The organism is Streptomyces sp. NPDC046859, assembly GCF_040645135.1.
Classification (GTDB): domain Bacteria; phylum Actinomycetota; class Actinomycetes; order Streptomycetales; family Streptomycetaceae; genus Streptomyces.
In genome coordinates this window covers 63042-77228 of the sequence record NZ_JBEYXR010000014.1, presented here as the reverse complement: position 1 = coordinate 77228, position 14187 = coordinate 63042, and the positions used below count along the sequence as shown (strand labels likewise).

At 71.5% G+C, this 14187-nt stretch carries 15 protein-coding genes; 14 read left to right on the top strand and 1 reads right to left on the bottom strand.

The features are described 5' to 3' along the window. The first annotated feature begins 25 nt into the window (after positions 1-25). From ABZ899_RS21600 to ABZ899_RS21540, 13 genes are all read left to right on the top strand, one after another. Positions 26-448 carry an NADH-quinone oxidoreductase subunit A gene (locus ABZ899_RS21600; protein ID WP_055622584.1) on the top strand — a complete coding sequence of 141 codons (423 nt, stop codon included), beginning with the start codon at positions 26-28 and terminating at the stop codon, positions 446-448. Next, positions 439-1077, top strand: coding sequence for an NADH-quinone oxidoreductase subunit B family protein (locus tag ABZ899_RS21595; protein WP_361348413.1), 639 nt, complete (start codon positions 439-441; stop codon positions 1075-1077). The genes ABZ899_RS21600 and ABZ899_RS21595 overlap by 10 nt, the downstream gene beginning before the upstream one ends. Continuing rightward, positions 1074-2492 carry an NADH-quinone oxidoreductase subunit C gene (locus ABZ899_RS21590; RefSeq protein WP_361348410.1) on the top strand — a complete coding sequence of 473 codons (1419 nt, stop codon included), beginning with the start codon at positions 1074-1076 and terminating at the stop codon, positions 2490-2492. The genes ABZ899_RS21595 and ABZ899_RS21590 overlap by 4 nt, the downstream gene beginning before the upstream one ends. Next, entirely contained in the window at positions 2489-3457 is a 969-nt protein-coding gene (locus tag ABZ899_RS21585; RefSeq protein ID WP_361348407.1) for a complex I subunit 1 family protein, read from the top strand. Before ABZ899_RS21590 ends, ABZ899_RS21585 begins: the two co-directional genes overlap by 4 nt. A 2-nt stretch (positions 3458-3459) precedes the next feature. After that, on the top strand, positions 3460-4023 hold the full coding sequence (locus ABZ899_RS21580) for an NADH-quinone oxidoreductase subunit I (RefSeq protein WP_361348404.1): 564 nt from the start codon (positions 3460-3462) through the stop codon (positions 4021-4023). Next, the gene (locus ABZ899_RS21575; RefSeq protein ID WP_361348401.1) at positions 4020-4766 is read left to right on the top strand and encodes an NADH-quinone oxidoreductase subunit J; all 747 of its coding nucleotides are present in this window, start codon (positions 4020-4022) and stop codon (positions 4764-4766) included. The genes ABZ899_RS21580 and ABZ899_RS21575 overlap by 4 nt, the downstream gene beginning before the upstream one ends. Next, positions 4766-5146: an NADH-quinone oxidoreductase subunit NuoK gene (gene nuoK / locus ABZ899_RS21570; RefSeq protein ID WP_055622578.1), complete on the top strand. Its 381-nt coding sequence runs from the start codon at positions 4766-4768 to the stop codon at positions 5144-5146. Before ABZ899_RS21575 ends, nuoK begins: the two co-directional genes overlap by 1 nt. Next, the gene (locus ABZ899_RS21565) at positions 5143-7137 is read left to right on the top strand and encodes an NADH-quinone oxidoreductase subunit L (RefSeq protein ID WP_361348399.1); all 1995 of its coding nucleotides are present in this window, start codon (positions 5143-5145) and stop codon (positions 7135-7137) included. Before nuoK ends, ABZ899_RS21565 begins: the two co-directional genes overlap by 4 nt. A 6-nt stretch (positions 7138-7143) precedes the next feature. Beyond that, positions 7144-8718 carry an NADH-quinone oxidoreductase subunit M gene (locus ABZ899_RS21560; RefSeq protein WP_361348397.1) on the top strand — a complete coding sequence of 525 codons (1575 nt, stop codon included), beginning with the start codon at positions 7144-7146 and terminating at the stop codon, positions 8716-8718. Further along, positions 8715-10238 (top strand): NADH-quinone oxidoreductase subunit N, encoded by a 1524-nt coding sequence (locus tag ABZ899_RS21555; RefSeq protein WP_361348395.1) that lies wholly within the window; start codon positions 8715-8717, stop codon positions 10236-10238. The genes ABZ899_RS21560 and ABZ899_RS21555 overlap by 4 nt, the downstream gene beginning before the upstream one ends. Before the next feature lie 207 nt (positions 10239-10445). After that, entirely contained in the window at positions 10446-11306 is an 861-nt protein-coding gene (gene htpX / locus ABZ899_RS21550; RefSeq protein ID WP_361348392.1) for a zinc metalloprotease HtpX, read from the top strand. After that, positions 11303-11698, top strand: a complete 396-nt coding sequence (locus tag ABZ899_RS21545) for a YccF domain-containing protein (protein ID WP_361348389.1) — start codon at positions 11303-11305, stop codon at positions 11696-11698. The genes htpX and ABZ899_RS21545 overlap by 4 nt, the downstream gene beginning before the upstream one ends. Before the next feature lie 106 nt (positions 11699-11804). After that, the gene (locus ABZ899_RS21540) at positions 11805-12374 is read left to right on the top strand and encodes an SMI1/KNR4 family protein (RefSeq protein WP_361348387.1); all 570 of its coding nucleotides are present in this window, start codon (positions 11805-11807) and stop codon (positions 12372-12374) included. 19 nt (positions 12375-12393) lie between these two features. Here ABZ899_RS21540 and ABZ899_RS21535 read toward each other — a convergent pair whose 3' ends face one another. Next, the gene (locus ABZ899_RS21535; protein ID WP_361348384.1) at positions 12394-13659 is read right to left on the bottom strand and encodes an APC family permease; all 1266 of its coding nucleotides are present in this window, start codon (positions 13657-13659) and stop codon (positions 12394-12396) included. 148 nt (positions 13660-13807) lie between these two features. On the opposite strand from ABZ899_RS21535, the gene ABZ899_RS21530 reads away from it, so the two are divergent. Next, on the top strand, positions 13808-14074 hold the full coding sequence (locus ABZ899_RS21530) for a GlsB/YeaQ/YmgE family stress response membrane protein (RefSeq protein WP_361348381.1): 267 nt from the start codon (positions 13808-13810) through the stop codon (positions 14072-14074). The last annotated feature ends 113 nt before the right edge of the window (positions 14075-14187 follow it).

The following is a 14187-nucleotide window of genomic DNA, read 5'->3' as shown; positions in this document are numbered from 1 at the left end:
CGAGGTCAGGGAGCGAGGGACGGACGTGTCGGAACAGACCGTCGTCGTCGCGGCGGATGCGTATGACGTCGTCGTCTCGGCGGACTACTTCCAGTCCTACTCGGTCGTCGGACTGCTGGCCGTGGTCGGCGTGCTGTTCGTCGCCGTCGCCTTCGGCGCGGGCCGCCTGCTGCGTCCCGTGGTCCCCACGCCCGAGAAACTCCTCACGTACGAGTGCGGCGTCGACCCCGTCGGCGAGGGCTGGGCCCACACCCAGGTCCGCTACTACGTGTACGCCTTCCTCTACGTGATCTTCGCGATCGACTCGATCTTCCTCTTCCCCTGGGCGACGGTCTTCGCGGCTCCGGGCTACGGCGCGACCACGCTCGTCGAGATGTTCGTCTTCCTGGGGTTCCTGGCCGTGGGCCTGCTCTACGCATACAAGAAGGGCGTCCTGGCATGGACGTGACGCCACACACCAACGAGCAGCCGGTACTGCTGCCGGAGCCGAAGCGGCTGGGCGCGCTCGCCCGCCTCGCCCCGGAGCCGATGAAGGTGATCCTCAACTGGGGCCGCCGCTACTCGCTCTGGGTCTTCAACTTCGGCCTCGCCTGCTGCGCCATCGAGTTCATCGCCGCGTCGATGGCCCGCCACGACTTCATCCGGCTCGGCGTGATCCCGTTCGCCCCCGGCCCCCGGCAGGCCGACCTGATGGTCGTCTCGGGCACGGTGACCGACAAGATGGCACCGGCCGTGAAACGCCTCTACGAACAGATGCCCGAGCCGAAGTACGTCATCTCCTTCGGCGCCTGCTCGAACTGCGGCGGCCCCTACTGGGACTCCTACTCCGTCACCAAGGGCGTCGACCAGATCATCCCGGTCGACGTCTACGTCCCCGGCTGCCCGCCCCGCCCCGAGGCGCTTCTCCAGGGCATCCTCAAGCTCCAGGAGAAGATCGCCCAGGAGTCGCTGCGCGACCGCTACGCGACCCACCGCCCGTCCACGGCCGCCCTCCAGAGCGGCCTGGTACGGGGGCCGGAGACCCCGGGCACCCGGGCGACCGACGGCGGCACCGACGCCGGGGAGGCCGGGCGATGACGACGGTCGGTTGGCTGCCCGCCCCGGCCGAGGAGCTGTTCGGCCCTGAGGCCACAGCCGAGGAGTCCTACGACGTCCTCACGGTCGACGTGCCCCCGGCGGCCTGGATCACCGCCCTGGAGACCGCCCGCGACGCCCTGGGCTGCACCTACTTCGACTGGCTCAGCGCGGTCGACGAACCCGGCACCGGTTTCCGCGTCGCCGCACACGTCGCCGCCCTCGCGCCGGTACGCCGTCTCCTCGTCCGCACCACCGTCCCGCACGAGTCGCCCGCCCTGCCCTCCGCCGTCGGCGTCTACGCGGGAGCCGCCTGGCACGAACGCGAGACCCACGAGATGTTCGGCGTGGAGTTCACCGACCACCCCGGTCTCGACCACCTCCTCCTCCCCGAGAACTTCGAAGGACACCCCCTCCGCAAGGACTTCGTCCTGGCCGCCCGCGTCGCCAAGGCATGGCCGGGCGCCAAGGAACCCGGCGAGTCCGAGCACGGCGGCCCCAAGCGCCGGCAGATGCTCCCGCCCGGCGTGCCCGACCCCAACGAGTGGGGCCCGCTGAAGGGCCAGCTCCCCCCTGCCCCGGCCCGCCCGACCCGGGCCGCGGGGCGCACCGCCGGAGAACGCCCCGTACGCCGCACCCGGTCCGCCGCCGAGGGCTCCGCGAGCCAGGCGGGCGCGGCGACGGAGGAGACTCCCGCCCCCGGCACCCGGCCCCGCCGCACCCGTACGGCGGCACAGGGCTCCGCCAGCCAGACCGCCCCGGCGACGGAGACCGGGACGCCGGCCTCCGTCGGCCAGACCGCCCCGGCGACGGAGGCCGAGACCCCTGCCTCCGTCGGCCAGACCGCCCCGGCGACGGAGGCCGAGACCCCCGCCGAGCCCGGCACCGCCGCGCCCCCGGCCCGCCGGTCGCGCAGCGCGAGCGAGGGCTCGGCGTCCCAGCGCACCCCGGCTACCCCCCGGCGCTCCCGCAGCGCCTCCGAAGGCTCGGCGAGCCAGCGCCCCGTACCAGAAGCGCAGGCCCCCGCGACCCCGGCACCGGAGGACGGACCGGCGGCCGTTGCCCCGGACGACACCACCGCCTCGGATATGGCTGCCACTGCGGACGCGGCTGTCACCCCGGATGTGGCTAACGGCAACACGGCAACCCCCCGGGCTCCGCGCAGCCCGGACGCCCCCTGGCACCACGCCCGCCCGGCGTTCGAGGAACCGTCCCCGGAGAAGACCGCCGGGCCACAGTCCGAACCCCAGGCCGATCGGGAAGGCCGGGACGACCGAGAAGACCAGCGCGACGGGGAAGAACAGCGCGACCAGGAAGACCAGCACGCCCAGGACGGCACCCGCACCGACGGTGCGCCGGACGACGCCCCCGGCAGCCGACCCGACGAAGGCACCGACCCCACAGGAGGCCCGCGGTGAACGACGCTCTCGACGTCACCCTGCGACTCCTGCTCGTCTTCGTCGTCTTCCTCACCTTCCCCCTGCTCGTCGGCCAGACCGAGCACAAGGTGATGGCTCATATGCAGGGCCGTCTCGGTCCCATGTACGCCGGGGGATTCCACGGCTGGGCCCAGCTCGTCGCCGACGGCGTGAAGTTCGCGCAGAAGGAGGACGTGGTCCCGGCCGGCGCCGACCGCCGCATCTTCCAGCTCGCCCCTGCCGTGGCCCTCCTCCCGTACCTGCTCGTCCTCCTGGCCATCCCCATCGGCCCGGGCGAAGGCGCGGTCGGCGAGGTCGTCGACGCGGGCATCTTCTTCGTTCTGGCGGTCATGGGCGTGGGCGTCCTCGGCTCGCTCATGGCCGGTTGGGCCTCCGCCAACAAGTTCTCCCTTCTCGGCGGTCTGCGGACCGCCGCCCAGCTCCTCGCCTACGAACTTCCGATGCTGCTGACCGCCGCCTCCGTCGCGATGGCGGCCGGCACGGTCTCCCTCGTCGGCATCCTCGACGCCTTCGAGTGGTGGTGGCTGCCCTGGCAGATCGTCGGCGCGATCGTCTTCTTCGTCGCCGGCCTCGCCGAACTCCAGCGCCCGCCCTTCGACATGCCGGTCGCCGACTCGGAGATCATCTTCGGTGCCTACACCGAGTACACCGGTCTGCGCTTCGCTCTGTTCCTCCTCGCCGAGTACGCCGGGATCGTCGTCCTGTGCGGGCTGACCACCGTCCTGTTCCTGGGCGGCTGGCACGGCCCCTGGGGCGCCGACGGTCTCGGCTGGGTCTGGACCCTGCTGAAGACAGCCGTCCTCGCGTTCATCGTGATCTGGCTGCGCGTCACCTACCCCCGACTGCGCGAGGACCAGTTGCAGAAGCTCTCCTGGACCCTGCTCGTCCCCCTCTCGCTCGCCCAGATCGCCCTCACCGGCATCGTCAAGGTGGTGATCCAGTAACCATGGCTCCCGTCCCCGGCAGTGGCCTGGCCAAGGGCCTGGCCGTCACCCTCCGCACGATGACGAGGAAGTCCGTCACCGCGCAGTACCCGGACACCCAGCCGGCCCTGCCGCCCCGCAGCCGCGGAGTGATCGGTCTGTTCGAGGAGAACTGCACGGTCTGCATGCTGTGCGCCCGTGAGTGCCCGGACTGGTGCATCTACATCGACTCCCACAAGGAGACGGTCCCGCCGGCGGCACCGGGCGGCCGTGAACGCAGCCGCAACGTCCTGGACCGCTTCGCCATCGACTTCTCCCTGTGCATGTACTGCGGTATCTGCATCGAGGTCTGCCCTTTCGACGCCCTCTTCTGGTCCCCGGAGTTCGAGTACGCGGAGACCGACATCCGTGACCTCACCCACGAGCGCGACAAGCTGCGCGAGTGGATGTGGACCGTCCCCGCCCCACCCGCCCTGGACCCCGGTGCCGAGGAGCCCAAGGAGATCGCCGCCGCGCGCAAGGCCGCCGAGAAGCTGGCGGCGGCACAGGCGGAACCGCGGACGGACGCGCAGGAGGGACAGTCGTGAGCCTCGCCGCAGCCGCCGTCACCGCCCACGCCCTGACCGCTCACGCGGCTCCGTCGCACGGCTCGAACGGCTTTCTCTCGCCGACGGGTGTCGAGATCACGTTCCTTCTCGTCGGCCTGGTCACCTTCGGCGCCGCCCTTGTCACCGTTACCACCCGGCAGCTGGTGCACGCCGCCCTGTGGCTGGTGGTGGCGCTCGGCGGACTCGCCGTCGAGTACCTCCTGCTGACGGCCGAGTTCATCGCCTGGGTGCAGGTCCTCATCTATGTCGGATCCGTCGTCGTCCTCCTTCTGTTCGGTCTGATGCTGACCCGGGCTCCCATCGGCCGCTCCCCGAACGCCGACTCCGGGAACCGCTGGGCCGCCCTCGCCGTGGCCGCCGTCGCCGCGGTCACGCTCGTCTGGGTGGTCGTCGATGCCTTCCGCACCACCTGGATCGACCTGGACGGCCCCGCCGCCGGCTCCACCCAGGCCACCGGCGAAAGCCTCTTCCAGAACTGGGTCCTCCCCTTCGAGGGCCTGTCCGTCCTCCTCCTCGCCGCGCTGGTCGGCGCGATCGTCCTGTCCCGCAAAGCGAAGACCGAGCCGGGCTCTCCTCCTGTGAACTCCCGAGCCGCCACCGGGAGTTCCCCATCCGTCCCGGATTCCCGTAATCACCCGATCGGGCGAAAGGGGGCTCCCAGGGGAACCGAGCCGGGAGCGCCCGAGGGAACCACGCCGGCCGAGCAGGAAGGCGCCCGCTGATGCATCTCGCCTACCCCGCCGTGCTGTCCGCCCTGCTGTTCTGCACCGGCCTCTACGGCGTCCTCGCCCGCCGCAACGCGATCCTGGTCCTGATGTCGGTCGAGCTGATGCTCAACGCCGTCAACCTCAACCTGGTCGCCTTCGACGTCTGGCTCAGCCGGGCCGCCGAGGACACCCTGCACTCCGGTCAGGCCCTGACCCTCTTCACGATCACCATCGCGGCCGCCGAGATCGGCATCGGCCTGGCGATCGTGCTCGCCGTCCACCGCAACCGCGGCACCTCGGACATCGACCGGCTCCGGGACACCGCCGAGGGCCACGACCCCGATCACGACAGCCCCGCCGCCGGGCAGGCCGAGAAGGCTGAGGCCACCGCGTGACCACGACCACCCTCGCCGTACTCGTCCCCCTCCTCCCCTTCCTCGGCGCCGCGGCCGGCCTCCTCCTGGGGCGCACGACCCCCGGCCTCGTCCGGCCCCTCGCCGTCCTGCCCACCCTCGCGTCGCTGGTGCTCGCCGCCGTCGTCGCGGTGCGTCAGGGGGGCGACCAGGCGATCACCGCGGTCACCGAGCTCACGCCCACCGGCTCGGTGCCGATCGAACTCGCCCTGTACATCGACGGCTTCGCCGCGCTGGTCGCCGTACTCGTGACCGTTGTCGCGACCTGCGTGCAGGTGTACTCCACGGGCTACCTCCGCGAGGACCCCCGCTACCCGTCGTACGCCGCGCTCGTCTCCCTGTTCACCTCCGCCATGCTGCTCGTCGTCTACTCCGGCGACCTGATGGTGCTGCTGGTCGGCTGGGAGGTCATGGGCATCTGCTCGTACTTCCTGGTCGGCCACTACTGGGAGACCCCGGAGGCCCGAGCCGCCTCCATCAAGGCCTTCCTGGTGACCAAGCTCGGTGACGTCCCCTTCCTCATCGGCCTGTTCGCGCTCGCCACCGACGCCGGGTCCTTCCGCATCACGAAGATCCTCGGAACCGTCGCCGACGGCGGCCTCGACCACCCGACCGTCATCGCGCTGCTCCTCCTCGCGGGGGTGGCGGGCAAGTCGGCGCAGTTCCCGCTGCACACCTGGCTCCCCGACGCTATGGCCGGTCCGACGCCCGTCTCCGCGCTGATCCACGCCGCGACGATGGTCGCCGCCGGTGTCTACTTCGTCGCCCGTCTCCTCCCGGTCTTCGAGGCATCACAGGCCGCGATGGTCGTACTCGCCGTGATGGCCGCCGTCACGATGGTCGGCTCCGGCCTCGCCGCCCTCGCCCAGGACGACATCAAGCGGGTCCTCGCCTACTCGACGATCGGCCAGCTCGGTTACATGACGGGCGCCCTGGCCGTCGCCGACCGCGGGGCCGCCGTCTTCCACCTCCTCTCGCACGGCGCCTTCAAGGCGCTGCTCTTCCTCGCGGCCGGCGTGATCATTCACACCGCCGGCACCAACTCGCTGGCCGCCATGTCCCGCATGGGTCATCTGCGCGACCGCGTCCCGGACGCCTTCTGGACGATGACCGTGGCGCTCCTCGCGCTCGCCGCGATCCCGCCGTTCAGCGGCTTCTTCTCCAAGGAGTCCGTCCTCGGCGCGGCCGAGCACGTCGCCACGGGCCACACCGAGCACGCCCCCGGTGCCGCCGGCTGGACCGTCCTGATCGCCGGGGTGGTCACCGCTCTGCTCACGGCCGCGTACGCGACCCGCCTGTGGCTGCTCGCCTTCCGCGGCCGGGGCGTCGAGGCCCCCGACCACGGCAGGCAGCCGCTGACGATGACCGTGGTGCTGTGGGTGCTGGCCGTGCCCTCCCTGGCCTTCGGCGGCTTCGCCTACCGCGTGCTCCCCGACTGGTTCGACGGCAACGACCTCGCCCCCACCCTCACCACGTCCGTCCTCGGCACCGGTGTCGCCCTCATCGGCGGCATCGTGACCTACGCGGCCTGGCGGCACACGACCTCGCTGGCGGTCGGAGTCCCGCTGGGCGCGGTCGCCGCCCACCCCGAGGGCGACGCCGGGCAGGTCGAGGCGGAGGCCATCGCCAGTCACACGCCCGTGTACGGGGGAGTGGCCTACGCACCCGACCCGGCGGACCCCGGCAGGCTGCTGCTCGGCCCGCTGCACCGCCACGCGGCCGTCGGCTTCCACCTCGACGCGGTGTACCGGACGCTCTTCGTCCGCCCGGTCCAGGGCGCCGCCGCCCTCGTCCGCTTCCTCGACCGCGAGGTCGTCGACACCTATGTACGCGGCGCAGGCGCCCTTCCGCGCTGGCTCGGCATCGCCGTGCGGCGCGCCCAGACCGGCAATGTGCAGACCTATGTGAGCGCGCTGCTCGCCGGCACCGTCGTCCTCGCGGTCGCCGCCGTCCTCGTCGCCACGGGAGCGTGAGCAGGCGTGATCGATATCAGCGAGTCCGTGATGCAGTTCCTTCTGGCGTTCGTCGTCGTCGGGCCGCTCCTCGGCGCGGCCGCCGCCCTCCTGCCCGCCGCGCCCGGGCTGAAGGGGAAGTCACCCGAGCAGGCGGTGCTCCGGCACGGAGTGACCGTGACCGGCGTGGTACTCGCCGCCGCGATCGTCCTCGCGTTCGGCTTCGACCACGACCAGCCGTCGAAGATGCAGGCCAGTACGGACATCAGCTGGATCCCGGCACTCGACGTGCGCATACACCTCGGCGTCGACGGCATCTCCCTCCCCCTTCTGGTCCTGACCGCGCTGCTGACCTTCCTCTGCGCGCTCTACTCGTACTTCAAGACGCCTTCCGGACCCACCCCGAAGGCGTTCGTCGCCCTGCTGCTCCTGCTGGAAGGCGGCACCCTCGCCACCTTCGCCGTCCTCGACCTGCTGCTCTTCTTCCTCGCCTTCGAGACGGTCCTCATCCCGATGTACTTCCTCATCGCCCGCTGGGGCGGCGAGGGCCGGGCCGCGGCCGCCTGGAAGTTCATCCTCTACACGCTGCTCGGCTCCGTCGTGATGCTGCTCGGCCTGCTTCTGATCGGCCTCAAGGCGGGCACGTTCGACATGGTGGCACTCGCCACTGACAACGGCCGGTCACTGACCGCGTCCGTGCAGGTCGTCGCCGTTCTGGCGATCGGTCTCGGACTGGCCGTCAAGACGCCGATGTGGCCCCTGCACAGCTGGCTGCCCGACGCCCACACCGCGGCGCCGACCGTCGGTTCGGTGCTGCTGGCCGGCGTCCTGCTGAAGATGGGCACCTACGGGTTCGTGCGCATCCTGCTGCCGATCGCCCCGGAGGGCTTCGCCGACTTCGCGCCCTACCTCGCCGCCTTCGCCGTCGTCGGCATCATCTACGGATCGCTGGCCTGCCTGGCCCTGGCCAGGCAGGGCGCGAAGGGTGACCTCAAGCGCCTCATCGCCTACTCGTCGGTCGGCCACATGGGCTTCGTCCTGCTCGGCATCGCCACCATGACCCCGACCGGCGTGAACGGCGCCCTGTTCGCCAACATCGCCCACGGTCTCATCACCGGCCTGCTGTTCTTCCTGGTCGGCGCGCTGAAGGACCGGACCGGCACGACCGACCTCGACGCCCTCGCCGAGGAGACCGGCGCGGCGCTGTACGGCAAGGCCCCGCGCCTGGGCGGACTGCTCGCCTTCGCGGCGGTCGCCTCGCTGGGACTGCCGGGGCTCGCCGGGTTCTGGGGCGAGATGCTCGCACTGTTCGGGGCGTTCGAACCCGCCGCCGGCCTCAGCCGCCCGGCCTTCCTCACCTTCATGGCGATCGGCGCCTTCGGCACCCTGCTCACGGCCGCCTACCTGCTCGTCGTGGTGCGCCGGGTGTGCATGGGCGCCGCCCCGCAGGACGCCCCGCGACTCGCCGACGTCCACAGTTACGAGTTCGCGGCCTGGACCCCGCTGGTCGCCCTCACCGTCGTCGCCGGCCTCTGGCCGAAGACGCTCCTCGGCCTCACCGACCCGGCCGTGCAGCAGCTCCTCGCAGGAGGCACCCGATGAGCTCCCCGGCCCAGCCCCTCGCCGAGTCGCTGGTCCAGTCCGTCGACTGGCTCGCCATCGCGCCCCCCACCGTCGTGGCCGCCGTGGCACTCGCGGTCCTCGTCGCCGACCTGTTCGTCCCCGAGGGCAGGAAAGCCCTGCTCGGCTGGGCGTCCGTGGCCGGACTCACCGCCTCGGCGCTTCTGCTGCTGCCGCTCCTGGACGGCGACCGCTCCACCTTCTGCCTCACCGGCGCCCCGGACGTGTGCAGCTACACCGCCGACCGCTTCACCCTCGTCATCCAGTTCCTCGTCCTGGGAGGCGCCCTTCTCGCGGCTCTCCTCTCGGTCACCGCGCTGAAGGACGCCAGGAAGGAACTGGCCGAAGGGGAGTACTGGTTCCTGCTGCTGTCCTCCGCCGCCGGAGCCGCGCTGCTGCCCGCCGCCCGTGACCTGGCGACCCTCGTCGTCGCGCTCGAGGTCGCCTCGCTGCCCGCGTTCGCCCTGGTCGGCCTCCGCCAGGGCGAGCGCAGGTCCTCCGAGGCGGCCCTGAAGTTCTTCCTGTCGTCGGTCACCGCCACCGCGGTCAGCCTCATGGGCATCAGCTTCGTGTACGCCGCGACGGGCACCCTGCACCTCACCCGGCTCGCCGAACGCATCCAGGACGTCGACGGCCAGCTCCAGACGCTCACCCAGACCGGTGTGGTCCTCACCCTGGTCGGCTTCGCCTTCAAGACGGCCGCCGTGCCCTTCCACTTCTGGGTACCGGACACCTACATCGGTGCGCCCCTGCCGGTCGCCGCCTATCTGTCGGTCGTCGGCAAGGCGGTCGGCTTCACCGGCCTGATCCTCGTCACCGTCGTCGCGCTGCCGTCGTACGCCGACGTCTGGGGCCCGGCGCTCGCCGCACTCGCCGCGCTCACCATGACCGTCGGCAACGTCGGGGCGCTGCGGCAGCAGGCCACGCGCGCGTACAGCGCGGTACGCCTGCTCGCCTGGTCCTCCGTCGGCCAGGCCGGCTACCTCCTCGTACCGATCGCCGCCGCCGCGTACTCCGGCGACGCCGAGCGGTCCATCGGCTCCACCGTGGCCTACGCGCTCATGTACGGCGCCGTGAACCTGGGCGCCTTCGCGGTGGCCGCACTCGTGGGCCGTACCAAGACCCTGAACCGGGTCAGCGACTACCGAGGCCTGTACGCCCGCAACCCCGTCTCCGCCCTGGTCCTGGCCTTCTTCCTGCTCTGCCTCGCGGGGCTGCCGCCGGGGATCATCGGACTGTTCGCCAAGGTCACCGTCTTCTCCGCCGCCGTCGACGCGGGTCTGGGCTGGCTGGCCGTGGTCATGGCGGTCAACGTCGTGATCGCCCTGTTCTACTACCTCCAGTGGACGGCTCTGCTCTTCCGGGCTCCCGAGGGCGAGCAGGTCAGGCACCTCCCGGTCGCGCCGGTGACGGCGGCGATCGCCCTCACCGGCGTCATCGCCGTCGCTCTGTCCGGGGCACCCCAGCTGGTCCTGCGCTTCGTCGACACCGGGCTCTTCTGACCCCGCGGCCCCGGCACGTGCGCGTGCCCGTGTACGGCGGGGCCTCACCCGGACAGCCCAGGGGTGGCGCCGACCGATCAGGGAACCCGTGACCTTCGCCTGGCGTTGACCAGTACAGAAGGGTCCACTGGACGTGACACCACGGCACCGGTGGCGTCGCAGACGATCAATGAAGGTTCCCCTGCCGCACCATTTGGAGGGCGTACCGTGCACCGCCGGCACAACGGGCTCAGGACCGCAGTCCTCCTCGGGGGACTGTCCGCACTCATCATCGTCATCGGCAGTTTCTTCGGCCGGATGGGGCTCGTCGTCGCGGTCCTGGTCGCCCTCGGGACGAATGCCTACGCGTACTGGAACAGCGACAAGCTCGCCCTGCGCGCGATGCGGGCCCGCCCGGTCAGCGAGTTCGAGGCACCCGTGCTGTACCGCATGGTCCGCGAGCTCTCCACCCAGGCCCGCCAGCCGATGCCCCGTCTCTACATCTCCCCGACGGAGGCGCCGAACGCGTTCGCGACCGGCCGGAACCCACGCAACGCCGCGGTGTGCTGCACCGAGGGCATCCTGCGCCTCCTCGACGAGCGCGAGCTGCGCGGTGTCATCGGCCACGAGTTGAGCCACGTGTACAACCGCGACATCCTGATCTCGTCGGTCGCCGGTGCACTCGCCTCGGTGATCATGTTCCTGGTCAACTTCGCCTGGCTGATCCCCATCGGCCGCTCGGACGACGACGACGGCCCCGGCATCCTCGGCCTGCTGCTGATCATGATCCTGGGGCCGCTGGCCGCCTCCATCATCCAACTGGCCATCAGCCGGTCCAGGGAGTACGAGGCGGACGCGTCCGGAGCCCAGCTCACCGGAGACCCGCTCGCTCTGGCCAGCGCCCTCCGCAAGCTGGAGATGGGCACCAAGCAGCTGCCGCTGCCGCCCGAGCCCCGTATCGAGACCGCCAGCCACATGATGATCGCGAACCCGTTCCGACCCGGACAGGGATTCGCGAAGATGTTCTCCACCCACCCGCCGATGGCGGAGCGCATCGCCCGACTCGAGAAGATGGCAGGCCACCAGTGAAGACCATCCTGAACGTCATCTGGCTCGTCCTGAGCGGCTTCTGGCTGTTCCTTGCCTACATGGTGGCGGGCCTCGTCCTGTGCATCACCATCATCGGCATCCCGTTCGGCATCGCGGCCTTCCGCATCGGCGTCTACGCACTGTGGCCCTTCGGGTACACCACGGTCGAGCGCCGTGACGCGGGAGCCCCCTCCTGCGTCGGCAACATCCTGTGGCTGGTCCTCGCGGGCTGGTGGCTGGCCATCGGCCACATCGTCACGGGGCTCGCGCTGTGTGTGACGATCATCGGCATCCCGTTCGGGATCGCCAACTTCAAGCTGATCCCGGTGTCGCTGTTCCCGCTCGGACGCGAGATCGTGCCGACGGACAGGCCGTTCGCGACGACCTGGTAGTCGGGGGCGGCAGCCGACTGTGCACAGTCCGGACTTCGACTGTCCACAGTCCGCCGGTCGTCCACAGCCCCGGCCCGCTGTCAGTGGCGGCTTGCATCATGAACGCATGACAGAGAACGAGCAGTTGCTGACGAGGGTGGCGGACGAGGCCCGTCACACCCGTCCGTGGGGCTGGCCGTCACTTCCCGAGCCGGTGGACGCGGCCGTCGTGGCCCGCGCCGAGGCGGCCCTCGGCTTCAGCCTGCCCCCGCTCCTCGCCGACCTCTATCTCCGCATAGGCGACGGCGGATTCGGCCCGGAGTACGGCCTGTTGCCGCTGCTCGACAACCCTCCCGCCGGTGAGCCCGCCGCCGTCCCGCAGTATCTCGCCAACCGGAAGGCCGCCCGTACGAACCCGGACTGGCCCTGGCCCGAAGGGGTCCTGCCGATATCCCACTGGGGCTGCGCGATGTACGCCTGCGTGGACTGCCGCAGCCCCGAGGCTCCCGTCCTCCTCTTCGAGCCGAACGGCGACGACGCCGCCCACGCCTGGTACGTGGACGCGCCGAGCCTCGCCGACTGGCTGCGCGCCTGGCTCGACGGCACCGGCTGGTACGAGGAGGCGAACGACGACATGGACCTGACCCCGTGGGCGGACTTCCCCCTGCGCACGGTTTCCACGCACTCCACCACCTGAGGCGAGCCCAGCCCCCGCCCTACGCCCGGGGTGACCGCCGCCCCACCCACCACCGCACCCCGAACACGGCGACCCCCACCGCCAGCACACCCGCACCCACGACGACCGAGACCACCGGGAGGGAGAAGGCGAGCACCGCACACCCGACCAGCCCCACCGCCGGCACGACGCGCGAACGGCGGGCCGAGTCGAGCGTCCAGGCCGAGGCGTTGGCCACCGCGTAGTAGGCGAGCACACCGAAGGAGGAGAAGCCGATCGCACCCCTCACGTCCACCGTGGCGGCGAGGACCGCGACGACCGCACCGACGGCCAGCTCCGCCCGGTGCGGCACCTGGAAGCGCGGATGCACGGCGGCCAGCACGCCGGGCAGATGCCGGTCGCGGGCCATGGCCAGCGTCGTACGGGAGACCCCCAGGATCAGCGCGAGCAGCGACCCCATCGCCGCGACGGCGGCGCCTACCCGCACGACGGGGGCCAGCGCCGGCACCCCGGCCGCTCGCACGGCGTCGGTCAGCGGCGCATCAGCAGCCCCCAGCCCCCCGGCTCCGAGCACGGAGAGGACGGCCACCGAGACAAGCGCGTAGACCACCAGCGTCACGCCCAGGGCGAGCGGGATCGCCCGGGGAATGGTGCGGGCTGGGTCCCGCACCTCCTCACCCAGGGTCGCGATCCGCGCGTACCCGGCGAATGCGAAGAACAGCAGACCGGCGGCCTGGAGGACACCGCTGACGCCACCCGTGGCCCCGCCTCCCAGGTGCCCGGCGTCCGAACGGCCGGAGCCCAGGCACACGACCACCACACAAGCGAGGACAGCCAGAACGACCGACACGATCGCCCGCGTCAGCCAGGCGGACTTCTGCACGCCGCCGTAGTTCACCGCGGTCAGCGCCACCACGGCCGCGACCGCCACCGCGTGCGCCTGGGCGGGCCAGACGTACGCCCCGACCGTCAACGCCATCGCCGCACAGGAGGCCGTCTTGCCGACCACGAAGGCCCAGCCCGCGAGGTACCCCCAGAACTCCCCGAGCCGCTCACGCCCGTACACGTACGTTCCACCCGAGGCCGGGTAGCGGGCGGCCAGCCGTGCCGACGACATGGCGTTGCAGTACGCGACGACGGCGGCGACCGCGAGCCCGGCCAGGAGGCCGGAGCCGGCCGCGCGGGCGGCCGGGGCGAGTGCCGCGAAGATCCCGGCCCCGATCATCGAGCCGAGCCCGATGACGACGGCGTCCCCGACCCCGAGCGAACGCCGCAGTCCGGGGGAGGCGGGGGTGGACCGAGTCATGGCCCGACCCTACTGACCGCCGCAACCGGTGGGCGCCGACGATACGTCCTGTTCATCAACGGAGCAGCAACAGTGTGCGGACGAGCGCGCCGGAGATCCAGTGCCTGCAGAAGTGCGGGCCATGGCGCGGAGGGGCAGGTTCAGAGGTATGACGATCATCAGCTGGATCTTCCTGGGGCTGCTGGCCGGAGCCATCGCCAAGTTCCTGCTGCCGGGCCGGGACCCCGGCGGCTTCGTCGGCACCACGCTCATCGGCATCGCGGGCGCGTTCATCGGCGGCTGGATCTCGGCCCGCTGGCTGGACCACCCGATCAGCAAGGACTTCTACGACGGCGCCACCTGGGCGTCGGCGATCGGCGGTTCCCTGGTGCTGCTGATCGCCTACCGGATCTTCTTCGGCCACTCACGCGACTGACCGCGCGGTCACGGACACGGGCACCGCGCCGCCGTAGCCGGGGCCGGAACGCGAGAAGGGTGAGCCCCACACGGGAGCTCACCCTTCCTGCCTCGGAGCCGGCCGGCCGGCCC